Annotated in this window: 25 protein-coding genes and 2 pseudogenes; 19 read left to right on the forward strand and 8 right to left on the reverse strand. The window is 37.4% G+C overall.

Annotation, left to right across the window (positions count from 1 at the left end; genetic code table 11):
* Nucleotides 1-182: 182 nt before the first annotated feature.
* Nucleotides 183-686 (reverse strand): annotated as a pseudogene (locus tag J2Z23_RS14085) (transposase); the annotation flags it as partial.
* A gap of 385 nt (nt 687-1,071) precedes the next feature.
* On the opposite strand from J2Z23_RS14085, the gene J2Z23_RS14090 reads away from it, so the two are divergent.
* From J2Z23_RS14090 to J2Z23_RS14115, 6 genes are all read left to right on the forward strand, one after another.
* The gene (locus tag J2Z23_RS14090; RefSeq protein ID WP_209974301.1) at nt 1,072-1,716 is read left to right on the forward strand and encodes a hypothetical protein; all 645 of its coding nucleotides are present in this window, start codon (nt 1,072-1,074) and stop codon (nt 1,714-1,716) included.
* Complete coding sequence (locus J2Z23_RS14095; protein WP_057987338.1) at nt 1,713-2,255, forward strand: TlpA family protein disulfide reductase; 543 nt, start codon at nt 1,713-1,715, stop codon at nt 2,253-2,255. Before J2Z23_RS14090 ends, J2Z23_RS14095 begins: the two co-directional genes overlap by 4 nt.
* 448 nt (nt 2,256-2,703) lie before the next feature.
* Nucleotides 2,704-3,417 (forward strand): cytochrome c biogenesis CcdA family protein, encoded by a 714-nt coding sequence (locus tag J2Z23_RS14100; RefSeq protein WP_174517090.1) that lies wholly within the window; start codon nt 2,704-2,706, stop codon nt 3,415-3,417.
* A gap of 13 nt (nt 3,418-3,430) precedes the next feature.
* Entirely contained in the window at nt 3,431-4,027 is a 597-nt protein-coding gene (locus J2Z23_RS14105; RefSeq protein WP_057987336.1) for a TlpA family protein disulfide reductase, read from the forward strand.
* Nucleotides 4,028-4,038: 11 nt separating this feature from the next.
* Nucleotides 4,039-4,734 (forward strand): response regulator transcription factor, encoded by a 696-nt coding sequence (locus J2Z23_RS14110; RefSeq protein ID WP_057987335.1) that lies wholly within the window; start codon nt 4,039-4,041, stop codon nt 4,732-4,734.
* Nucleotides 4,709-5,809: a sensor histidine kinase gene (locus J2Z23_RS14115; protein WP_057987333.1), complete on the forward strand. Its 1,101-nt coding sequence runs from the start codon at nt 4,709-4,711 to the stop codon at nt 5,807-5,809. Before J2Z23_RS14110 ends, J2Z23_RS14115 begins: the two co-directional genes overlap by 26 nt.
* A gap of 458 nt (nt 5,810-6,267) precedes the next feature.
* Here J2Z23_RS14115 and J2Z23_RS14120 read toward each other — a convergent pair whose 3' ends face one another.
* Nucleotides 6,268-7,215 carry an alpha/beta hydrolase gene (locus J2Z23_RS14120; RefSeq protein WP_057987331.1) on the reverse strand — a complete coding sequence of 316 codons (948 nt, stop codon included), beginning with the start codon at nt 7,213-7,215 and terminating at the stop codon, nt 6,268-6,270.
* Nucleotides 7,216-7,630: 415 nt separating this feature from the next.
* Between J2Z23_RS14120 and serC the strand changes: the two genes are divergently transcribed.
* The gene (serC, locus tag J2Z23_RS14125) at nt 7,631-8,722 is read left to right on the forward strand and encodes a 3-phosphoserine/phosphohydroxythreonine transaminase (RefSeq protein ID WP_209974360.1); all 1,092 of its coding nucleotides are present in this window, start codon (nt 7,631-7,633) and stop codon (nt 8,720-8,722) included.
* A gap of 259 nt (nt 8,723-8,981) precedes the next feature.
* On the opposite strand, the gene J2Z23_RS14130 is transcribed toward serC, so the two are convergent.
* On the reverse strand, nt 8,982-9,950 hold the full coding sequence (locus J2Z23_RS14130) for a sugar phosphate isomerase/epimerase family protein (RefSeq protein WP_209974302.1): 969 nt from the start codon (nt 9,948-9,950) through the stop codon (nt 8,982-8,984).
* Between the two features lie 185 nt (nt 9,951-10,135).
* Entirely contained in the window at nt 10,136-11,008 is an 873-nt protein-coding gene (locus J2Z23_RS14135) for an AraC family transcriptional regulator (RefSeq protein WP_057987325.1), read from the reverse strand.
* A gap of 171 nt (nt 11,009-11,179) precedes the next feature.
* Between J2Z23_RS14135 and J2Z23_RS14140 the strand changes: the two genes are divergently transcribed.
* Both J2Z23_RS14140 and J2Z23_RS14145 read left to right on the forward strand, forming a co-directional pair.
* Nucleotides 11,180-12,061, forward strand: coding sequence for a sugar phosphate isomerase/epimerase family protein (locus tag J2Z23_RS14140; protein WP_057987317.1), 882 nt, complete (start codon nt 11,180-11,182; stop codon nt 12,059-12,061).
* 28 nt (nt 12,062-12,089) lie between these two features.
* Nucleotides 12,090-13,106 (forward strand): Gfo/Idh/MocA family protein, encoded by a 1,017-nt coding sequence (locus J2Z23_RS14145; RefSeq protein ID WP_209974304.1) that lies wholly within the window; start codon nt 12,090-12,092, stop codon nt 13,104-13,106.
* Nucleotides 13,107-13,224: 118 nt separating this feature from the next.
* Here the strand turns inward: J2Z23_RS14145 and J2Z23_RS14150 are convergent, their stop codons facing one another.
* Nucleotides 13,225-13,470: a hypothetical protein gene (locus tag J2Z23_RS14150; protein ID WP_057987313.1), complete on the reverse strand. Its 246-nt coding sequence runs from the start codon at nt 13,468-13,470 to the stop codon at nt 13,225-13,227.
* A gap of 420 nt (nt 13,471-13,890) precedes the next feature.
* On the opposite strand from J2Z23_RS14150, the gene sspL reads away from it, so the two are divergent.
* Nucleotides 13,891-14,049 (forward strand): small, acid-soluble spore protein L, encoded by a 159-nt coding sequence (gene sspL, locus J2Z23_RS14155; RefSeq protein WP_209974306.1) that lies wholly within the window; start codon nt 13,891-13,893, stop codon nt 14,047-14,049.
* Nucleotides 14,050-14,183: 134 nt separating this feature from the next.
* Here the strand turns inward: sspL and J2Z23_RS14160 are convergent, their stop codons facing one another.
* Both J2Z23_RS14160 and J2Z23_RS14165 read right to left on the reverse strand, forming a co-directional pair.
* Nucleotides 14,184-14,501, reverse strand: a complete 318-nt coding sequence (locus J2Z23_RS14160; RefSeq protein ID WP_057987308.1) for a DMT family transporter — start codon at nt 14,499-14,501, stop codon at nt 14,184-14,186.
* A 1-nt stretch (nt 14,502) separates the two neighbouring features.
* The gene (locus J2Z23_RS14165; protein ID WP_057987306.1) at nt 14,503-14,841 is read right to left on the reverse strand and encodes a DMT family transporter; all 339 of its coding nucleotides are present in this window, start codon (nt 14,839-14,841) and stop codon (nt 14,503-14,505) included.
* Between the two features lie 163 nt (nt 14,842-15,004).
* Here J2Z23_RS14165 and J2Z23_RS14170 point away from each other — a divergent pair, with 163 nt between their 5' ends.
* The 9 genes and pseudogenes from J2Z23_RS14170 (at nt 15,005) to J2Z23_RS14200 (ending at nt 21,558) form a co-directional block, all read left to right on the forward strand.
* On the forward strand, nt 15,005-16,255 hold the full coding sequence (locus J2Z23_RS14170) for a serpin family protein (RefSeq protein ID WP_057987304.1): 1,251 nt from the start codon (nt 15,005-15,007) through the stop codon (nt 16,253-16,255).
* 137 nt (nt 16,256-16,392) lie between these two features.
* On the forward strand, nt 16,393-16,722 hold the full coding sequence (locus tag J2Z23_RS14175; RefSeq protein WP_057987364.1) for a PadR family transcriptional regulator: 330 nt from the start codon (nt 16,393-16,395) through the stop codon (nt 16,720-16,722).
* Nucleotides 16,719-17,123: a permease prefix domain 1-containing protein gene (locus tag J2Z23_RS14180; RefSeq protein ID WP_057987302.1), complete on the forward strand. Its 405-nt coding sequence runs from the start codon at nt 16,719-16,721 to the stop codon at nt 17,121-17,123. Before J2Z23_RS14175 ends, J2Z23_RS14180 begins: the two co-directional genes overlap by 4 nt.
* Before the next feature lie 13 nt (nt 17,124-17,136).
* The gene (locus J2Z23_RS14185; RefSeq protein WP_057987300.1) at nt 17,137-17,769 is read left to right on the forward strand and encodes a hypothetical protein; all 633 of its coding nucleotides are present in this window, start codon (nt 17,137-17,139) and stop codon (nt 17,767-17,769) included.
* Nucleotides 17,770-18,057: 288 nt separating this feature from the next.
* A pseudogene (locus J2Z23_RS14190) lies at nt 18,058-18,672 on the forward strand (response regulator transcription factor).
* Nucleotides 18,673-19,119: 447 nt separating this feature from the next.
* Nucleotides 19,120-19,338 carry a histidine kinase dimerization/phospho-acceptor domain-containing protein gene (locus J2Z23_RS22345; protein WP_238482773.1) on the forward strand — a complete coding sequence of 73 codons (219 nt, stop codon included), beginning with the start codon at nt 19,120-19,122 and terminating at the stop codon, nt 19,336-19,338.
* An 11-nt stretch (nt 19,339-19,349) separates the two neighbouring features.
* Nucleotides 19,350-19,637: an ATP-binding protein gene (locus tag J2Z23_RS22350; RefSeq protein ID WP_238456139.1), complete on the forward strand. Its 288-nt coding sequence runs from the start codon at nt 19,350-19,352 to the stop codon at nt 19,635-19,637.
* Nucleotides 19,638-19,648: 11 nt separating this feature from the next.
* Complete coding sequence (locus J2Z23_RS22630) at nt 19,649-19,756, forward strand: ATP-binding protein (protein ID WP_274380118.1); 108 nt, start codon at nt 19,649-19,651, stop codon at nt 19,754-19,756.
* 65 nt (nt 19,757-19,821) lie between these two features.
* Entirely contained in the window at nt 19,822-21,558 is a 1,737-nt protein-coding gene (locus J2Z23_RS14200) for an ABC transporter ATP-binding protein (protein ID WP_064468105.1), read from the forward strand.
* Between the two features lie 46 nt (nt 21,559-21,604).
* On the opposite strand, the gene J2Z23_RS14205 is transcribed toward J2Z23_RS14200, so the two are convergent.
* Entirely contained in the window at nt 21,605-22,165 is a 561-nt protein-coding gene (locus J2Z23_RS14205; RefSeq protein ID WP_057987290.1) for an REP-associated tyrosine transposase, read from the reverse strand.
* Nucleotides 22,166-22,186: the final 21 nt, after the last annotated feature.

Here is a 22,186-nt window from a genome sequence, read left to right on the forward strand (position 1 = left end):
AATGCTCTCCTTATCGTTTCTATTACGCCATAATTGGCGTTTTCCATGTCCAGCTGGCCAGCTTCTTAAGATGTAAGGCAGCAAAAGTCAGCATCGCCTGCATGGACATTTTTTTAAGTCCCCTAATGGGTTGTCCATCGCAGGCCATGCTTTTCTTTTGCATCGGTAAAGACACGCCCATTCGTCTCTTTACGAACAACCCTCTTCTCAAACTTTCTTTTATTCGCGCTGGCTTTCACATGGGTCGAATCAATAAAGACATGGTCAGGGCTGAGAAGCCCGCGGTTTGTCACCTCGTTTAGAACTTTATTGAAGATCTGCTCGAATAGGTCTGTATCTGCAAATCGACGCACATAGTTTTTTCCGAACGTGGAAAAGCGAAGAACCTTTGTATGAAAGCCCAAGCCAAGGAACCAGCGATATGCCACATTCGTTCCAATATCCTTGATTGTCTGGTCCATGGAACGGATGCCTAAGGTATACTGAATGAATGTCATCTTGATCAGTACGACAGGATCTATGCTGGGTCTCCCAATGGTTGAGTAAAGATCTTCGACTAATGGATAGATAAAGGAGAAATCAATAGTCGCATCCAGTTTGCGCACCAGATGGTCTAGAGGAACCAACTGCTCTATTGTCAGCATTTCTAGCTGTTCGCGTCCATTATTTTGATTCTTCGTCATCATATCCATCACCTCATTCAGTTAATAGGAAACACCGTTGATTGGAGCGGAGAGCGGCTACTCCAGCGGGAACAGCGCGAGCTGAAGCCCCTGGACTGAGCGCAGCGAGGAAAGCGGCTGAAGCCGTGCCTGCGGAAAGCGTCCGCTCGCAGCGGAAATCAACCTTTCTAGCTTTATCTCTATTTTAAAAGAAAAAAACTGTAGGCAAACACCAAAATTCATGGTGTTTGTCTACAGTCTGATTAATGGTGTTTATTAGTTGTATATTCTATATAAAATTTCAACTTTCCGCACATTCCCGCATTTTTATTTTAGAGGTATTTTTCTTCATATATTCTTAACAATCACAGTGCATAGTTTAAATGATCGATAGAAAGAAGGTGTTCTTTTGCATTTTTTGCAATTTGGTTCTCTTACTATTCCTTATCATTGGCTTATAGCGTTATTGTCACTTTTGATTGGTTGGATCGAAATAAAAATTTTCTCGAAAAGAAATTCACTTTCTACTACAGCAATCGAAATACTTATGAACACATTATTTTTATGGGGAGTAGTTTGGAAATTAAGCATGATCCTCTTTGACTTCCCAACCGTAAAAGGGCATCTCTTCGCGATTCTATATTTTTCTGGAGGCTCAAAAGGTTTTTATCTAGGCATGATTGTAAGCATACTTTATTTGTTTTGGAAAGTTAAAAAAGAAGAGCTATGGGCGCCATTAAGTATGATTATTTTACATTTTGGTACGGTGGGCTACGGATTCTACTTTTTACTTACTAGCTACCTACAAGAAGAAAGCTTCCTATCCCTTGCCTCCACTCTATTCATTATCATTCTTTTAACTATTTGGCTTTGGTTACAAGATAAAGATCAAATACAAAAACGCCAAAGTAAAGCAGGAATTGTATTCTTAATCTATGTCTTTATCTGGCCATTTTCTAGAGAGACTTCATGGATGGATTTATCTATTCCTCTCCTATTCCCATTTCTAACTATATCTTTACAAGCTATTGCGATAAAGAAGGAGAAACTATGAAAGAAAAAACGCTGTTCATTTTACTAACATTGTCTATTGGAATTTTTTTGTATGATCAATTAACTCATGATAGTGATCAGAAAACAGAAGAATTTAACGCGAAGACAGATTTTGGAATTCAGGCTGGGGATCAAGCTATCGACTTTCAGTTACAAACTAAAGAAGGGAAAACGATCGCTCTATCTGATTTAAAAGGCAAAAACGTATTTATTAATTTTTGGGCCAGTTGGTGCCCACCATGTCGGGCGGAAATGCCTCATATACAAGCTTTTTATGAAAAAAATAAGGAAAATGACTTTGTTGTCTTATCAGTGAATTTGACTCATCTCGAGAAGAATATGGAGCATGCTGCTAAATTTGTTGAAGATAATCAGCTCACCTTTCCGGTTATTTATGACTTAGAAGGTACAGTCGATGCCATCTATAAGGCACAAACTGTACCTACAAGTTTAGTAATTAATAAGAAAGGTCAAATTCGCCATAGAATTGTTGGACCGGTTAGTAAGGAGAGACTTCAACAGCTTTATCCTGATTTATAATAATCTCGCTGATTTGGACTCCATTAACAAACTCATCTATTTAAACAATAGATGTTTCTAGCAAAAGAAATGGCAACTACATTCTTAATTTCTTACAGTTTTTGCTGATTGAAGCAGAAGATCTCGTAGGAGGATTGAGGCCCAAAAAGCAATCCTCCGTTTTTTAACGCTAGGCTTATTCGGCGATGCTTTGTCGCTTCCCCCGTACGATTACATCCTGTATTGCAACACTTTACACCAATATATTCCGTTACTTTGTAGCCTATTAGTCGTGAAGGGAAAAGGGTGGTATTTCATTTGCGTGGTTCAAAGATGTGACGATTATGCTTTTTGAGATTAACTATTTTTGACAAAGCTGTGCCATTTACAGGTTTTGATTTTTTCTTCATATATCCTTAACAAACCAAGCCCACAATAGAATGAGAGTTTACAGCTAGGAGTGATATTTATGGAAATTTCATTATGGATTGCTTTAGGAGCAGGCTTACTATCTTTTTTCTCTCCCTGTATTTTCCCAGTCTTACCTGCTTATTTATCGCATTTAACCGGGGGAAATGTACAAGACCAAAAGTTTCAAGTCAAATCCAGTTTATTGATCCAGCGTTCCATCGCTTTTGTTATCGGCTTTAGTTTGGTGTTTATGATGATGGGAGCTTCAGCTACCTTTCTTGGTCAACTATTTCAGGCAAATAAAAAGATCATTGAACATGTGAGTGGGATTTTTATTGTCGTTTTTGGCTTGCAAATGCTTGGTGTATTTAATTTCTCCTTTTTAATGAAGGATAAAAAATGGGATTACAAGCTACAAAAACCAAAAAGTTGGTTCTCCTCTATTTTTATTGGAATTGCCTTTGGTAGTGGTTGGACACCTTGTGTGGGATTAACCTTGTCTTCAATATTATTATTAGCCAGTGCCACTACGACTTTTAACCAAGGTATTGTCCTATTGGGCTTTTATTCCTTAGGAATGGCTATTCCATTTTTGCTAATATCGTTTCTAATGACAAAATCACTAAAAATTATTCGTACGATTAATCGATATTTGGGGAAATTTAATACCATAAATGGTTCAGTTATGATCTTACTTGGACTAATGATTTTCACAGGACAAATGACAAAAATTACAGCCTTTTTTTCTCAATTCACATTGTTTGACTTATAGGAGGATGCTATAAATGAAATGGAAAATCATCTTACTAATCGGGATTGTAGCTTTTATTGGTATTTTCCTGTATAAAGAATATAACAAAGAAGAGGCATATCCTTTACCTGATGAGGACCAAATGCAGACACTGTTAAACAACGAAGTAAACGCCGACAAAAGTGTATTGGGTGATCAAATCGGCCTTTCAGCAGGCCAAACGCCACCTGACTTTGAATTAAACACGCTAACCGAAGGTAATTTTCAACTAAGAGATTATAAAGGAAAAAAAGTGGTGTTAAATTTTTGGGCCAGTTGGTGTCCCCCATGTCGTGCGGAAATGCCAGATATGCAAAAATTCCATGAAGATTATCAAAAAGATGGTGTAGAAATCATTGCCGTGAATCTCACGTCCGCAGAAAGAAATGAAGAAAACATTCAAAAATTCATTGACGAATTTAATATTGATTTTACAATCCCGCTTGATATATCTGGAGAAGTAGGTGGAACGTATGGAGCCTTCTCCATTCCAACAAGCTATTTATTGAATCGTGATGGGACCATTCACCAAAAGATTATTGGTCCAATGACCTATCAATGGCTAGAACAAGAAATAGAAAAAATGCACTAATAGGTGGTCAGATGTCAAAAACAATCTTAATAGTAGAAGATGATCTAATGCTCTTAAACTTGATGACCATTTATTTTAAAAAAGCTGGTTTTCAAGTAGTCACAGCTGTCTCAGGAACAGAGGCGATTGATATGTTTCACCAAGCTGCCCCTTGTTTTATTATTTTAGACTTAATGATTCCAGATCGATCTGGTGAAGAAGTCTGTCAATATATACGTGAAACTCATCAAAGCGAAGTACCTATTATTATCGTGACAGCAAAAATCCATGAGCAAGAAAGAATCAAGGGGCTAAACATGGGAGCTGATGATTACGTAACAAAGCCATTTAGTCCCGATGAATTAGTTGCAAGAGTTGAGACTGTTTTAAGACGAGCAGGACATTTTTGTCAAAAAGTCCAATTTGGTGACCTTGTCTTAAAACCAAGAAAGCATGAAATTTGGAAAGGGACGCGAAAACTTCAGCTAACTTCTTCAGAATTTGCTATTTTAAAAGAACTGATGTTGCATCCCAATCAAGTATTATCTAGAGAACAACTTGTTCAAACGCTTTATCCTCTTCATGAAAAAGAAGTCTTCGAAAGAACAATTGATGTCCATGTGAAAAATATTCGTGAAAAAATAAGCCTTGGAGACGATTCTTTGTTTGGGCTCCAAACGGTCAGAGGGGTGGGATATAAGTTTGTCCACAAGGAAAAGCCCTTCTAAAAAAGTGTGGCAAACTAAATTATTTTGGGAATTAACGACCATTAATTTAGTTGTCATCATAACCGTCATTGTCATTGCCGGATTTTCCGTAAAAGAGTTTGCTTGCTTTTTAGCTGATGAAATGAATATTACAGGCCAATTTAAACAGAAATCATTTGATCAAACGATGGACTATTATTTAATTCGTGCTAGTTTAATTGCTTTTATTCTAGCAGTCACTATTCATTATTTCTGGATTAGACGGATTATCCTTCCTGTCCAAACCCTTTCAGATGTGACAAATCGAATTAGTGAAGGGGAAGCTATGCAATTCGTTTCAGTAGGGGCAAACAATGAAATTGGTCAACTAACAGAAAACTTTAATAAGTTAATTCGAAAATTGAAACGCAGTGAAGAGTTACGAAATCAAATGACTGCCGATTTAGCTCATGAAGTACGAACTCCACTCTCTAATATTACTGGTTATTTGGAAGCCATGAAAAACGGGGTTATCGAACCTGAACAACAGCTATTAGCTTCTTTACATAAGGAGTCTAAAAGATTAAACAAACTGATTGATCAACTATACAATCTCGCTGAACAAAAATGGACAATGGAATCCTTTACCCCACAAAATAAGCAGTCTATTGACATTAAGAATATCGTTGAAGGCATTATTCCCTTATATAAAATGGAATTCGAAAAACACTCTATTCCCTATAATATTTCTATGGAAGCAGCGGAATTAAATCTTGAAGTAGGTTCAATCAATCAAATATTGGGGAATCTGCTAGATAATACGATCCATTATGCTGTAAAGGATACGAGACTATTTATAAGTGGGGAAACATATAATCAGCATTATCGTGTAACCTTAGCAGCTAAGGGGCAATCCATTCCTAAAAAAGCACAGAAACAATTATTTGAACGCTTATATCGTGTGGACCAATCAAGAAATAGAAACACTGGTGGCAATGGTCTTGGACTTGCCATTGCCAAAGAACTAGTTGAACGTCAAGGCGGTAGTATTTGGCTTGAATCGGATGGAAGTTATCATCAATTCATTATTGAATTTCCTCTCACGGAAAATAAATAAGAGTCTGGACATAATTAAAATGTTCAGGCTCAAAGGCGAACGGCACTTACCATAGCATAGGAAATATACGTAGACTTCTGTGGAAGGGCTAGTGACGATCACGTCCTGTGACCAACTCCGACATTGGAACATCATGTTCGTTAAAAGGCATTGGTGAGATTCCAGGGTGCGACTTAAGGATGGAAGGCTAAAACCGTGGCATCCTTATCGGCAGACTCAAAGCGCAACTTCCTGCTGCTTCACCTGCACTAGTACATCCTTCTACGTCGCAACGCCTTCATGATCAACTTCTTGTTGGCCTGCATCTCACCAGCCGCCTGCAAAAACAAAGTATATTTCTGGAGCAGGTTATATGCACCTAAATTTCTTTAGTGAAAAGACTTCCCCTTTAATAATTCAATATTAAAAATGCACTTAATTCATCAGACCAATATTTTTTATCGGTATTTAATCATTCATTAAAAGATCCCATCCAGAAAATCTTTTAAGCGTTTTTCATACTCTTCGGTCACATTGTCAAATGCTTTCGTATGACCAGCGTCTGGCACAATCCACAATTCTTTTTCTCCACCTGCTGCATCATATAGTTCGTGTCCCATTGAGGTTGGAACAAGGTCATCGGCATCTCCATGAATAATGAGTAATGGCCGAGTATTCTTTTTCACTTGTTTCACAGTTGAAGCCTCTTCAAAGGTATACCCTGCCTTTATGTTTGTAATGACACTCGTCACATTTAGCAATGGAAAAGACGGAAGATGATAAATATTTTTCAATTGATGTTGAAGCTCAGCCTTGACTGAACTATAACCACTATCAGCAATAATCCCTTTAACTGCGTCAGGTAAATTTTCACCGCTTGTCATAAGAACAGTTGCAGCCCCCATAGAATTTCCATGTAGAATAATATCTGTCGCCCCATGTTCCTTAATTAAAAGTTGAATCCAATCAAGATAGTCAAGTCTCTCATGCCAACCATAACCAATATAATTTCCTTCACTTTCTCCATGGCCACGAGCATCTGGCAACAGAATGTCGAAGCCTTCCTGATAATAAAAATTCGCTAATTTACCCATATCATCCCCAGTATTACGAAATCCATGGGCTAAGATTACAGCTTTTCCTGTACTTTGTTCATTCCGAATATATTTCGCTTTTAGTCTGAGGCTATCAAATGAGATCGTTTCCAGTAATTCAGGATTCTGTTCATCATACCATGCTTTTGCCTCCGCTAAGAGAACTTGGTCTCCTTCACTGGCTACAGCATTGACTGTCGTTGCTTCCTTATGGATTTCAATCTCAGTCCCTCTCTTTACACCCTGGCTGTAAAAATAATGACCTGCCACAATGAGCCCTATGAGAAAGATCCCAACGACACTTCCTAGTGTAATCCATATTTTTCTTTTCAAATTCCTACCCCCTAGTCTAGCCCTTTATCCTTCATTCCCAAAAATAAAATAAGAATCTTCCCATTATTGCATTCTCTTTTTCTATGCTTTTTAATTATATCACGGTTAAACAATAACAAGATCAAGAAAATTCTATATTGATTACTTACCAACATAACAAACTTAAAAAACTTTCTTTATCTACAATGCATTAGAGTGTATAAGATGATCAATCTCTTAGCCGATATAATTAAATGAAAATAAATTAGAATAAAATTACCCCATCTCTTAATCCAACTGTGACTGGGGTTTTCTATATTTCTACATCTTAAGGATTTGGCTAAATAATGAAATCTATATTTTTTGTCAATTTTTGTCCGCTCTTTCGTCTGAAAGGTGTATAATGCAATCAAGATAAAAATATCAGGAGTGATACATATTGAAACAACGTGCTTATAATTTTAATGCGGGACCATCAGCTCTTCCTCTCGCAGTATTGGAAAAAGCTCAAAAGGAATTTGTTGATTTCCAAGGAACTGGCATGTCTGTGATGGAACTAAGTCATCGTAGTGCCGCATATGAAGAGGTACATAACCAAGCGATTTCGCGCTTAAAATCATTACTCTCGATTCCTGATCAATATGAGGTGCTTTTTCTACAAGGTGGTGCTAGTTTACAATTTTCAATGATTCCAATGAACTTCCTAAGTGCCGGACAGCAAGCAGGATATATCATGACAGGATCATGGTCTGAGAAGGCAATTAAAGAGGCAGAGTTATTTGGGAAACCATATCATATTGCAAGTTCAAAAAAGAATCAATATCGGACAATTCCTGCTCTAAGTGAATTAACTTTTAATGAACAGGATGCCTATGTCCATTTAACATCTAATAATACGATTTATGGGACACAATGGAAGGAGTTTCCTGAAACAGGGAATATTCCTTTAATCGCGGATATGTCTAGTGATATTCTTTCTAGACCGATTGATGTTAGTCGATTTGCTCTTATTTATGCAGGTGCCCAAAAAAATCTCGGTCCATCAGGAGTAACAGTCGTGATTATTCGTAAGGATCTCTTAGAAAAAGAAAATTCTGATGCCCCAACGATGTTGAAATATAGCACCCATGCAAAAACTAATTCTCTTTTCCATACCCCTCCTACTTTCGGCATTTATATGTTGGGTGAAGTATTGAGATGGGTTGAAGAACAAGGCGGAATTGATGTCATTACGCAAAAAAATGAAGAAAAAGCCAAAATTATTTATGATACGATTGATCAAAGCCATGGTTTCTATTATGGTCATGCCGAAAAGGGTAGTCGTTCGCTAATGAATATAACATTCCGCCTGAATGACGAAGATTTAGAAAAGAAATTTTTAACAGAAGCCAAAGAAGCTGGGTTTGTTGGTTTAAATGGACATCGTTCTGTTGGCGGTTGTCGTGCATCTACCTATAATGCTGTACCATTTGAAGCATGCAAAGCATTAAGCGAATTTATGAGAGAGTTTCAACAAAAAAACAGCTGAGAAGCAGAGGGAGAAGTGTTTTGACTTCTCCCTCCTTCCATTTACATTCTGTTTTTTTAACATGCATAATTCAATTATTTTATGACCAGAAAGCGTCCCATTATGTTTTCGTCTCCCAAAATTAACAGCTAAATGGTTGAAAACTTTGGCTCATTTGCATACTCACTTTCAGATATTACATTGTAAAAAAGATTCATGACAATACAGGTATATGTCTTTCCTCTAGGAAGACAGTCTATCATTCTTTCCTACTTATCACTTAAGCCCACCACATATCGGCAATTTTGTCCTTAATGATTTTGTCTTGTAGGAATGATACAGCCTTAGTAAACCCTTCTTCTATTCCCATTAAACCATCTTCATGCTCAATACTAATAGCCCCTTCATATCCAATCGTTTGTAGTGTACTAATGATATCTCTCCATGTCTCTTCACTATGACCATAGCCTACTGTTCTAAAAATCCAGGAACGGTTCGCTATATCACTATAAGATTTCGTATCCAATACACCATTTAAGGCATTATTTTGTTGATCAATACGAGTATCTTTTGCATGGAAGTGAAATAATGCGCTTTCATTTCCAAGTGCCTTAATGGATGCAACTGGGTCCATTCCTTGCCAAAAATAATGACTTGGGTCAAAATTAGTACCAATCTGATCTCCACATTCTTTCCGTAAACGCAAGGCCGTTTCTGTATTATATACGACAAAACCTGGATGCGGTTCAATCGCAACTCTTACTCCATGTTCCTTTAAGAATTCATTTTGTTCTTGCCAATATGGAATCACTTTCTCCTCCCATTGCCAATTAACTACTTCAGAAAAATCACTTGGCCAAGGACATGTGATCCACACTGGATTTAGTGAAAAATTGGACTCTCCTGGACATCCCGAAAAGGTGACGACTGTATCGACTCCAAGTTTTGCAGCAAGACGTACCGTATCTTGGAAAACTTGATGGTGTTCAATGGCAATATTTTGGTTTGGATGCAGAGGATTGCCATGGCAGCTTAACGCACTAATTTCAAGATTTCTTGTTTGGAAGACTTCCTTAAACTCTTTTAATTTATTTTTATCTGATAAAAGCTCCGCTGGTTGGCAGTGAGCATTACCGACATATCCGCCTGTCCCAATCTCAACTGTTTCCAATCCTTGTTCCTGAATATAATCCAATGCCTCCTCTAATGGTTTACTGGAAAATAAAACAGCAAAAACACCTAGTTTCATATAAATCGCTCCTTTAATTAGATTAGATCCATAGAGTAAAATCATGCAAACTTTATCGCATGAGGTGAAGGTCTTATCTCAGTGAGAGATAACTACGGGTTCATTCAAAATATACTTTAAAATTAGCAAATAACACACACATGAAATTATTTATTTTTCGCACAATCCTATTATCCATCTCCTCATTATATGAGACTTTTCTCTTGTTCACGTAAGATTTTTCTTTTAGCTGAAGGAGGCATACTCTTTATCTGTTTAAAAACCCTTCCGAAATAAGTAACACTCTCATAACCTACTTTTTCTGCAATTTCCATTATCGGCCAATCGGTTTCCACAAGCATTCTTTCAGCCTCATTTATTCTAAGCATATTTAGATATTCTATCAAAGTCTTGCCAGTTACTTTCTTAAACACTTTACAAAAATGATTTGGACTCAAATTAACCATTTTTGCGGCATTTTCTATACTTATACTTTCATGATAATTTTCTCGCAAATCATTCAATAGAACCGTTAAATTATATCTCTCTTCAATTCGCGAAGCTGGTAATTCCTTTAAGTAGCTATACTCTCTAAATATCAGGCCAAAAGTTTGATAAAGCTCTGCCTTTATCATTAATTCATAACCTTTTTCTTTTCGTTCAAATTCATCAATTAATTTTGAAATAGAATGTCTAATTTGCTCCGTATGCGGATCTTCTTTCCTTAAAAAGTTTGGTAGCTTTATCTGCTCATTAAAATAAGGAGAAAAATAAAGATTTTCCGTATTATCCAAACCGCTATTTCGGATAATCGCTTCATTAAACACGATAGCAATCAATTTTGTGTTTTTTCCTATCACGCGGGCTGCATGAAGTTGTTTAGGATGGAATAGAGCTATTTCCCCTTTTTTTAAATGTACATAAACATCATCAATTTGTACGACCGCTTCTCCTTCTTTAATCATCACCCACTCCATATGATCATGCCAGTGCAAGTGGATTCCATTAATATAAAACACATTGATGGGAAAAGTCTTATCTGGTATAACAGTGGATTCTTTCAATTGTTTTCGGATCATTTATAAACCTCCTGTATTTCAAAGGTAAGTCAGTGCCTTGCTTATTGTTAATTAGTTTGCATTGGTAAATCATAAAATTGTTCGATTATCTAGTAAGATTCGCTGTAGAAAGTAAAATTCCTTTCCTATACGATAAAAACAAGACATCGAAAAAAAGTGAGGTAAATAATCATGTCACAGATTAGAATTGGTACACTTGTAAATGGCGGAGATGCTGTCCGAATTCTTCCACAAATTATCCCCCATGGATTTGAGTCATTTAGCTTAACTTTTTGGCAAACAACGGGGAGTGTAGACTTATCGGAATTGGCAAAACAAGTAAAAGAGATTATTGCTGAAAAAGATATCATAATATCCAGCCTAAGTGTTTTCGGTAACCCGTTAACAGGAGAAGGAAATAATGCAGATACATTAAAGAGTTGGGAGCGACTCATTGATATAGCACCAGAGTTTGGAACTGATTTAGTTACTGGATTTACAGGGAGAATGCCTGGTTCTATCGATCAATCGATACCTCGCTTTGCTGAAGTTTTTGGAGAACTGACCGATCGAGCGAAGGATAAGGGTGTAAAAATCGCCTTTGAAAATTGTGATATGGGTGGTTCCTGGGAAACGGGTGATTGGAATATTGCCCACAATCCACAAGCTTGGGAAATGATGTTTAATGCTGTTCCAAAAGAAAATATCGGCTTACAATGGGAGCCTTGTCATCAAATGGTCAGTCTTATTGATCCCATTCCCCAGCTACGTAAATGGATAGGGAAGATTTTTAATGTTCATGGAAAAGATGCAACGATTGCATGGGATATTGTAAAAGAATATGGAATCCATGGGCCAAAACAATTTGTCTGGCACCGCACTCCTGGTTTTGGTGATACAAATTGGACAGATATTATCTCAATTTTACGACAGCATGGTTACAAAGGAAGTATTGATATTGAGGGGTTTCATGATCCTGTTTACTCTGGTGATTTGGAAATGACAGGACAGGTTCATGGACTGAACTATTTAAAACAATGTCGTGGAGGAGACTTCGTTCCTAACCCAGTATAAATTATGAACAGTAAAGGAGTTATTAAAAATGGATCCATTTAAAATTATTGTAGCCGGCTGTGGCAGCATGGCAAATACATGGATAGATTATGTAGCAACACGGACAGATGCCGAAGTAGTAGGACTTGTAGATGTTCACCTAGAGACGGCCAAAAAAATGGCAGAGCAGAAAAGTTTAAATGTTCCTGTCTTTACTGACCTATCTGAAGGTATCGAAACAACCAATGCAAACTTGGTTTTTGATGTAACCATTCCTGCTGCCCACAAACAAATTGTCACGACTGCATTAAATGCTGGTTGCCAAGTTTTTGGAGAAAAACCAATGGCAGAATCAATAGAAGATGCCCAAGCTGTGTTAGAAGTTGCCAAGCAAACGGGAAACAAATATACTGTTATGCAAAACCGTAGATATTTACAACAGATACGAGCGTTTCGGGATTTTCTAGCCACCGGAACTATCGGCTCTATCGGCTCTATTCATGCGGACTTCTTTATTGGCGCCCATTTCGGTGGATTTCGTGATCTAATGGATCATCCACTAATATTAGATATGGCCATTCATACCTTTGATCAAGCCCGTTTCATTAGCGGGGCTAGGCCTGTATCTGTCTATTGTCATGAGTACAACCCACCAGGATCCTGGTATAAAGGCAATGCTTCAGCCGTTTGTATTTTCGAAATGAGTAATGGAGCTGTCTTCACTTATAATGGTTCTTGGTGTGCTGAAGGGATGAATACCTCATGGGAAGCGGACTGGCGTGTCACAGGCAGCAAAGGAACAGCCTGTTGGGATGGACAACAGTTACCTGTGTATGAAGTGATTAATTCCGATCAACAGGCTAGCTTTATTAATCCAATGAAGAAAGGCGAAGTGAAAAGCGATTGGACTGGGCAAGAAGGACATTGGGGCTGCCTGGATGAAATGTTTGCTTCGCTCAAAGAAAAGCGATTTGCTGAGACTGATTGCCGCGACAATATTGAAAGTATGAAAATGGTCTTTGGAGCCATTGAAAGTGCGAAATCAAAGAAAAAAGTTGTATTTTAAATAATGTTAAAAGAACTCTTGAATCTTCTAGTATGCTTTTAAAAAGTTTTTCTAACCTTATCCATACACCAAAAGATCACCAGTTGCTCAAGTTCAACTGGTGATCTAATTATTATCTTTATTCTTCTTTCGGTTTTTCTTGTAATTTATTGTAATATTGAACGCTCGTCATCGCGCCTTCATCCACCATCTTCGCGTCCTCTAATTCAGAAGGCTTTCCTAAATCTTTTAAGTAGGATGAATTAAACTTATTCACCGCTTTTGTAAATTGGCTTTTAATCTTTTCTCGATTTTCACTACTTGATAAGTAGGCAGCACCGGCCACTGCTCCGGCCACACCAATTATTTTTCCAAATTTCCCCATCGATATCAGCTTCCCTTCCATTATGTTATTCCCAAAAACCAGTAAACAAATGAACAGGTGCTTCTTCTATTATGATCATCTCATATAACAAGATAATTTAAAAATAATATCCCCCCAGCTTTATCTTAACGATTCTTTTACAGGATATGTATATCTGGGCAAATTGACATAAAAATTTCCAATTTATCAAAAAACATCATTATTTTTTAATTACATGCAAAAGGAATATGTTTATAGTGTAAGTCCTTAGCTGAACATTTATAGTTTATTTACCGAGGCTATTCACACTCAACCTATTGGAAAAGTTTAACTTTAAAAAGCTGTTGCCAATGGCATTATTACATAACATCTAAAACGCTCATAAATCTCCTACCATAGGAAAGAATAACAGGGGAATTTTATTAAATGAGGTGAAAAACAATGACAAGGGAAAAAAATATTCCGAGAAAAAAGTTGCACACTAAAAATAGGGGTAGAAATGCTACAAGTGTAACCCCACAAGGCTACGCTGATACCGAGTTCGCGCAAGAACCAAAGAGCAAACTAGAAAGTGCTGCAAAGAAAAAGAACACAAAATAAGGATAAGATTGATGCTGACTTAAGTTGTCTATGCTTAATCAAGTAAAACTGCACCCCAATAGTTAGATTTTTTTCTAACAATTGGGGTACGGTCCAGAATAAGATGCAATTTTTCTATAACGAAATGGCGAATATTATCCTCCTAATACTTTTAAGCCAACGGCGCCTGCAATAATACAGAACAAAAATAGGATTCTTTTCCAGCCAGCTGATTCTTTAAAAAAGATAATCCCAATAAGAACAGCCCCAACGGCCCCTAAGCCCGTCCATACTGCATAAGCTGTTCCTAATGGAATCTCTCGCATCGCCATAGAAAGAAATATAAATCCACCACCAAAGGTTCCAATAATAGCAAGGAGCCAGCCAATCGATTTATTCCGTAAATATAGATTAATACTCATCACACCAAAAATTTCACCGAAACTTGCAATGATTAAATAAAGCCAAGCCATTTTACTCCCCTCCCTTTGTTGCTGGCTCTGCATCCGGAGTTGTAACCTTAATGCCAATAACCCCTATGATAATTAAACCAATGAACAAAATCTTTGCGAGTGAAAATTCGGCATCAAAAATAAGAAAATCAATCACAACAATCGCGGCCGCTCCTGATCCCGTAAAAACAGCATAGACGGTACCTGCTGGTAATTTTTCACATGCTTTAATAATAAAATAGAAACTGAGCACAATGACAATCCCCGTACCAATCCACTCAATAACGGAGCTAGAGTATTTTAATCCAATTACCCAAAATACTTCGACAATTGCAGCTAGAAGTACATAGATCCAAGCCATAAAAACCCCTCCTCTATCCCTAGCATTTTAGCATATCTCTACTATCTCCGCCTTGAAAAATCATTGAAGATACTCCATACCCTCTTGTCGCTAGAGAAATTTCAAAAATGCTGTAACTATTTTCCACAGATACAGTCTAATCTATAAAGGAAGGTGACCCTCTTTGAGAAACAAAAGCATAATTTTTACATTCATTGTATTATTTATTTTACTCCTGACTGGATGTGGCACAAAGGCAGAAAAAGATGGTTTAGCGATTGAAAGTAATGTTGACTATGGGAAGGGGGATTATACAAAAGTTAATTCCGCAAATAATCAATTAGGTTTTCATCTATTGTCTAAAGTAGATCCTGATGATCATGGGAATATTTTTATTTCACCTACTAGTTTATTGATGGCTCTTTCAATGGTCTATAATGGCGCCGATGGTGAAACAAAGGAAGAAATAGCAAAGGCTTTACAAGTGGAAGGGGTTGAGGTAGCTGACTTAAATAAAGCGAACGCATCCCTCATGTCTAAGCTGCATAATCGTTCTAAAGATGTAGAGTTAAATGTAGCCAATTCTATTTGGTTGAATGATCACTTTCATTTCCAAGACCAGTTTAAGGAAAATACTGAGGATTATTTCAATGCAATGATTCAAGAAATCGATGTGAATGATAGAGATGCAGGCGACACCATTAATAATTGGGTAAAAAAGGCAACAAATGAAAAAATTGACGAGATCGTGGATTCACCATTAAATCCAAATCTTGCTTCCATTCTAATCAACACGATTTATTTTAATGGAAATTGGACACATGAATTTAAGAAGGAGTTAACTGAGGATCGTCCCTTTCATTTAGAAGATGGGACCACAAAAGATGTGCTGACCATGACACTCAATGAAAAGCTAGCATATATGGAAAATGAACATATTCAAGCCGTGACTCTCCCATATGGTGATGAGGAAAATATGAGCATGAATGTCATATTACCAAAAGAAGATACAGGTTTGGAGAAGGTTATTTCGTTAATGGATAGTGGAACCTGGAATGTCTGGCAAGAAGAATTAACTTCCCAAGAAGGCACGGTAATGTTACCAAAATTTCAACTCGAATACGAAATCACCCTTAATAACAGTTTGGAAAAGCTAGGAATGAAAACTGCTTTTGACAAGGAAAAAGCAAACTTTCAAAAGATGCTGCAAGAAGATCAACCTCTATGGATCAGTGAAGTAAAGCAAAAAACATTCCTTGACGTAAACGAAACAGGAACCGAAGCGGCCGCCGCTACTTCTGTCCAAATGGAAACCACATCCGCCCCAATCGGACAACCGTTCATCATGGAAATAAATCGACCATTCATCATCATGATCACAGACCATTCAACAGATACAATCTTGTTTATGGGGAGCATCTCTAATCCACAGTAAAAACGGGGCCAGTCCCTCACCACGTTAACGTGATGGGGGACTGGCCCCGTTTTTTAAAAATTACTTTGACAGATAGAGTAATATGCGATATTATTACTCCATCAGGTAGAATAGTTATGTTACAAGGAAGTGTCAATATGATCAGAAGTGATATTATTCGTGGACATTTAGATTCGATTATTTTGCGTTTAATTTTGGAAGAGGATCGATACGGATATGAAATATCAAAAGAAATTAGTCAACGTACGGATAATCGTTTTCAAATTAAAGAAGCCACACTGTATGCTGTATTCCAGCGGTTAGAAAAAAAGGAATTAATCGAGTCTTATTTTGGTAGTGTTTCTCTTGGCGGCAAAAGAAAATATTATAAAATCACCACATTAGGTAAGGCTTTTTTGAAAGAATCAGCAGAAGAATGGGAAATCACAAAGGAAATCATTGATCTATTTATGGGGGGATTAAAGTGAAAGTATTGAAAAACCATGTGCAGAGTTTATTTAGGGATATTCCGAATAGTGAACAAAAAGAAGCTTTGATGGATGAGGTTTTACAAAACCTTGAGGAAAAGGTATGGGATTTAATGGAACAAGGCAAAGCAGAAGAAGATGCCGTTAATAAAGCCATTGTTGATTTTGGGGATATTGAAGATTTAAAACAAGAGTTAGGTGTAGTAGAAACAAAACCGCGAAAGAATAAAATGAGAAGATTAAATTTAGGTTATTCTCTATGGGGAAGTTCGTTGATCATTGCGCTTGTGCTTTTTATTAATCTATACTATACCCCACATACGATTTGGTTTGTATATCCAACCTTCGTCATACTTTGGTGGCCGTTAACTATGTATTTTAGCTGGCTTCGAAACAAATAAGGAGTGATTACGTTTGAAGTATTATGATATTGGTTTCGTCGTAGTAGGCAGCCTTATGACCATTGTTTTTTTAATCATTGTCAATCTTATCACAGGATCGAATTATCCTTGGTTCATTTACCCTGCCTTTGCCTTAATTCTGTGGACAGTGGGTTACTATTTTATTCGAAATGGCAAGCAAAAACAACTTGCTCTCTTCTATAGTCTATTGATTATATTATTTCTAATTTTAACAAATTATCTAAACACCCCTGACTATCCCTGGGTCCTATTTGCGATTTATCCACTTCTATGGTGGCCAATCCTTGCATTTTTAGGCGATAAAGCTGCAGCGATGTCAACAGCTCTCATTGGTAGCACTAGTATTATCATATATTACTTTGTTTTAAATATGATATTTTCACCTCAATATTTATGGGTCATCTATCCAGCTTTTGTTGTAATTTGGTGGCCACTTTCATTGTATCACGCTAAAAGGAAAACTTACTTTCAATATTCCATTCATGCCAGTCTACTCATAAGCTTATTTTTTATCTGTGTTAATGTCATTTCTTCCCCACACACGATATGGGCAGTATACCCGATCTTTTGTGTACTATGGTGGCCGTTAAGTGTGTATTACTTTGCATATAAAGTCGAAAATTAATCCTATTAAGGGGCCAGTCCCCCATTCAAGTAAAGCGTTAAAGCATTGGGGGACTGGCCCCATTTTTCGCACTAACACATCAGTAGAAAATACGCTGCCTTAATACTTTCCATTCTATTTTTTAAACACCGCTTCCCCCTTACTTCATTCAATAAAATTGCCTGTTTCTCAATCTAAACAGTTTATATACAGTTCATATTTTTATATTATGATCTTAATGTAGCTAAAATAAAGATGATACCCACATCAAATATTACAAATGGCTATAGAATAAAAGGAATGAGCATTATGACAAGAATATTGATGGTTGACGATGATCCGCATATCCGTGAACTCGTTTGCCTTCTCCTTCGCAACGAAGGCTTCCAAGTCTATGAAGCTTGTGATGGAATAGAAGCTCTTACAATGATGGAATCCACTCAAGTAGATTGGGTCATTTTAGACATTATGGATACCCCATATGGATGGCTAGGAATTATGTCGTGAACTTCGCAGCTTTTATGATTTCCCACTATTAATGTTAACGGCCAAAAGAGAAACAACGGATAAACTAAAAGGATTTGATATGGGGACAGATGATTATTTAGTAAAACCATTCGAACCATTGGAACTAGTAGCAAGAGTAAAAGCATTATTGAAACGATACCAAATCTCTGTTTCACAGCAGCTCCAAATAGGAAGTCTTGTTCTGAATCGTAGAACATTTGAAGCTCATTATCAGAATCACTCCATTGATTTACCCAGAAAGGAATTTGACCTGCTCTACCAGCTGGGAAGCTCCCCTGGGAAAAATTTACTCGAGAACAATTAATTGAAATTATTTGGGGTTATGATTATGAAGGAGATGAACGGACAGTGGATGTTCATATTAAACGGCTCCGCAGTCGTTTCCCTAATGAATAACAAGATTTTATCATCAAGACCGTTCGCGGATTAGGCTATCGGTTGGAGTCACCATTATTATGAAAATTCGTCTAAAAATATTACTCGGCCTTTCCATTATTGTTCTCTCGCTATCGATATGTTGGTCAGTAGCATTTTTTTAACAAACTGGCTCTATTCCTTCTTTTCGATACATTTACATGCTTATATTGTCCAGTTACTCAATTCTTTGTTAGGATTTTTTCTATTTGGCTGTGGGATGTTTTTAGTGACACATCTTTTCCCACGGCAAAGAAAAAAGCAAGCCGAGTTTTATCAATCCATTAATCATGTAATCAAACAAATTGCCCAAGTCAATTTTAATGTCAGCCTACCAAATATCAGTGGAAATTGCCATCCCGGTAACCCTTTTGCGGAGATCGTTGACAATATTCATTATACGTCTAAAGAATTACGCAAATGGAAAAAATGCACCAAGAATTTGTCTCAAATGTATCCCATGAAATTCAATCGCCCCTTACCTCCATTAGTGGATTTGCTCGGGCATTGAAAAATGGACATTTGTCGCATGAAGAGAGATGGCACTACCTCTCGATCATTGAAACAGAAAGTGATCACTTATCAAAACTTAGTGATAATTTATTAAAATTAACATACTTGAAATCAGCACAACTTTCTTTGAATTAACTGAGTATCGATTGGATATACAAATCCAACAAGCGATTTTGTCTTGTGAGCCTCAATGGTTGGAGAAGCAAATTGAAATGGAGTTTTTTTCGGAAAAAATATGGATAACGGCGAACAAAGATTTACTTAATCAAGTCTGGATGAATTTACACCATAATGCGATTAAATTTACACCAGAGGGCAGAAAGATTCAGGTAAGTATTACTAGCCATCTGGAGAAGACCATCGTACAAATTACTGATACGGGTATAGGAAAGCTGATAAAGCTCGCTCTCGCCAAACTGGTGGCAGTGGATTAGGGCTTTCCATTGTGAAAAAGATTATGGATTTGCATAAAGGCGATATTCAAGTAAACAGTCAACTTCACGAAGGAACAACCATTGTACTTACATTCCATCCTGAAGTTGTAGACAAATAAACGTCTAACATCGGCGTTTGCCTCTTATATCAAAACGATTATTCATTTGCAAAAGGAGTTTATGTATGAAAAATACCCAACAAAACAGTCTCAAACCTTTTATATCATTAATATTATCTACCAATATTCCTAAGCTGGCTCTGACGATGGGACTTATAACCAGTATGATTACCACCCTTGCTGGATTAGTCGTTCCATTACTCACCAAAAACCTAGTTGATGGCTTTTCAGTTTCTTCTTTGAGCGTCCCACTAATCAGCGCTATTGTGGTGGCATTTATCGTTCAAGCTGTAATTAACGGGATCTCGATGTATTTATTAACAGCTGTCGGACAAAAAATCGTCGCAAAACTCCGCGATTCCATGTGGGGAAAGTTGATTCGCCTTCCTGTCAGCTATTTTGATAAAAATTCAAGTGGAGAAACAGTAAGTCGAGTTGTTAATGATACAAGTATTGTCAAAGATTTGATTTCACAACATTTTCCACAATTTGTTACTGGAATTATTTCCATTATTGGCGCCATTACCATATTACTTGTTATGGATTGGAAGATGACCTTGATTATGCTCCTCTCTGTTCCCTTAACTATAGTGATTATGATACCACTAGGAAAACAAATGGCTAAAATTTCGCGGGGGTTACAGGATGAAACAGCTGTCTTCACAGGGCATATTCAACAAACTCTTGGCGAAATCCGCTTAATGAAAGCTTCCAATGCCGAGCAAAACGAAGAACAAAAAGGCTTGCTTGGCATCCAGAAACTATTAGGTTACGGCTTAAAGGAAGCACGAATTTTCGCTCTTATTGCACCTATCATGTATTTAGTAGTCATGGTCGTCATTGTTATGATAATTGGCTATGGCGGAATGCGTGTAGCAAGTGGTACGATGTCGACTGGAGCACTTGTTGCCTTTTTGCTTTATCTTTTCCAAATCATTATGCCAATTACCTCTTTTGCTACTTTCTTTACTCAGTTGCAAAAGGCTAAAGGAGCAACTGAAAGAATTATTGATATTTTAGAATTACCCTTAGAAGAAGGTCAGGAAGGAATTGAAAAGAATATCAGTGCTCAACCTATTTCTGTGCAAAATATTGCTTTTGCCTACAGTGAGGATGAACCTGTTTTGGAAAACATCTCTTTTGAAGCACATCCTGGAGAAATGATTGCTTTCGCCGGACCAAGTGGCGGAGGGAAAACGACGATGTTCGGGTTGATGGAAAGATTTTATCAACCTACCTCTGGGGACATTTATATTGGCGATACTTCTATTTATAAATTGTCTATGAAATCTTGGCGTAGTCAAATTGGCTATGTGTCGCAGGAAAGTGCGATGATGGCAGGAACAATACGAGAAAACCTTTGTTATGGATTAGAAAATGCGGAGGCTATTCCAGAAGAACGTCTATGGGAAGTCGCGAAAATGGCTTATGCCGACCAATTTATCAAGGCCTTTCCACAGGGGATGAATACTGAAGTTGGTGAGCGTGGTGTAAAACTATCTGGTGGTCAAAGACAACGAATTGCCATTGCTCGCGCCTTTTTAAGAGATCCCAAAATCCTTATGATGGATGAAGCAACTGCTAGCCTTGATAGCCAATCAGAAAGCATCGTTCAACAAGCCTTAACTCGACTCATGCAAGGTCGCACAACCTTTGTCATCGCCCATCGACTATCCACTATCGTTGACGCCGACAAAATTCTTTTCATCGAAAACGGAAAAATAACGGGTAGCGGCACCCACCAAGAACTCGCCCATACTCATCCATTATACCGGGAATTTGCTGAACAACAACTTGCCTAACTTCGGGGACTTAACTTCGGGGCCTAACTTCGGGGCCAGTCCCCCGTCACTTTAACGTGATGGGGGACTGGCCCTTTTCTTCTTTCATAAATTCACAGTATGCTTTGATGGTTGCTTCCTGGAACAATGATAAAGTTCTATTCGTTTCTATAATAGAATCTTCTTTGTTGTTGACTAGTCTCGCATAGCTGCTCCATGGATAATCTTCTGGTCTGCTGACGAGGTTTGCTTCAACTGGGTTTAGGTGGATGTATTTACTTACGGTAAGAAAGTAATCATCTGTTTTAATTAATTGTGCATGAAAACGCCCTTGAAAAAGATGTCCTGATAATTCATAACGCTTGTTAAATCGAGTCGCAAAACGACTATGAATATAATGAATAATAGGACCAGGAGGCTTATCCTTTGTTTCCATTAATAGATGAATATGATTTGGCATGAGGCAGTAAGCATGAAGATTGAAAGAAATATGTTTCTTACAAGATTTAATAAGATTTAAGTAGTGTTGATAATCCAGAGCTTCTCGAAAAATTCGGTCACGCCTATTCCCACGCGCAGTAATATGATAAGTTGCCCCTGGATACCAAACACGTAGTTTTCGCGCCATATAATCCCCTCCCTAATATTA

The organism is Lederbergia galactosidilytica, from assembly GCF_017873565.1.
Taxonomy (GTDB): domain Bacteria; phylum Bacillota; class Bacilli; order Bacillales; family Bacillaceae_C; genus Lederbergia; species Lederbergia galactosidilytica.

What these genes read in the sequence shown, in the direction of transcription:
- J2Z23_RS14095 (WP_057987338.1), top strand. Translation starts at nt 1,713, where the DNA reads ATGAAAGAAAAAACGCTGTTCATTTTACTAACATTGTCTATTGGAATT.
- J2Z23_RS14100 (WP_174517090.1), top strand. Translation starts at nt 2,704, where the DNA reads ATGGAAATTTCATTATGGATTGCTTTAGGAGCAGGCTTACTATCTTTT.
- J2Z23_RS14105 (WP_057987336.1), top strand. Translation starts at nt 3,431, where the DNA reads ATGAAATGGAAAATCATCTTACTAATCGGGATTGTAGCTTTTATTGGT.
- J2Z23_RS14110 (WP_057987335.1), top strand. Translation starts at nt 4,039, where the DNA reads ATGTCAAAAACAATCTTAATAGTAGAAGATGATCTAATGCTCTTAAAC.
- J2Z23_RS14130 (WP_209974302.1), bottom strand. Translation starts at nt 9,950, where the DNA reads ATGAAACTAGGTGTTTTTGCTGTTTTATTTTCCAGTAAACCATTAGAG.
- J2Z23_RS14135 (WP_057987325.1), bottom strand. Translation starts at nt 11,008, where the DNA reads ATGATCCGAAAACAATTGAAAGAATCCACTGTTATACCAGATAAGACT.
- J2Z23_RS14140 (WP_057987317.1), top strand. Translation starts at nt 11,180, where the DNA reads ATGTCACAGATTAGAATTGGTACACTTGTAAATGGCGGAGATGCTGTC.
- J2Z23_RS14145 (WP_209974304.1), top strand. Translation starts at nt 12,090, where the DNA reads ATGGATCCATTTAAAATTATTGTAGCCGGCTGTGGCAGCATGGCAAAT.
- J2Z23_RS14150 (WP_057987313.1), bottom strand. Translation starts at nt 13,470, where the DNA reads ATGGGGAAATTTGGAAAAATAATTGGTGTGGCCGGAGCAGTGGCCGGT.
- sspL (WP_209974306.1), top strand. Translation starts at nt 13,891, where the DNA reads ATGACAAGGGAAAAAAATATTCCGAGAAAAAAGTTGCACACTAAAAAT.
- J2Z23_RS14160 (WP_057987308.1), bottom strand. Translation starts at nt 14,501, where the DNA reads ATGGCTTGGCTTTATTTAATCATTGCAAGTTTCGGTGAAATTTTTGGT.
- J2Z23_RS14165 (WP_057987306.1), bottom strand. Translation starts at nt 14,841, where the DNA reads ATGGCTTGGATCTATGTACTTCTAGCTGCAATTGTCGAAGTATTTTGG.
- J2Z23_RS14175 (WP_057987364.1), top strand. Translation starts at nt 16,393, where the DNA reads ATGATCAGAAGTGATATTATTCGTGGACATTTAGATTCGATTATTTTG.
- J2Z23_RS22345 (WP_238482773.1), top strand. Translation starts at nt 19,120, where the DNA reads ATGCACCAAGAATTTGTCTCAAATGTATCCCATGAAATTCAATCGCCC.
- J2Z23_RS14200 (WP_064468105.1), top strand. Translation starts at nt 19,822, where the DNA reads ATGAAAAATACCCAACAAAACAGTCTCAAACCTTTTATATCATTAATA.
- J2Z23_RS14205 (WP_057987290.1), bottom strand. Translation starts at nt 22,165, where the DNA reads ATGGCGCGAAAACTACGTGTTTGGTATCCAGGGGCAACTTATCATATT.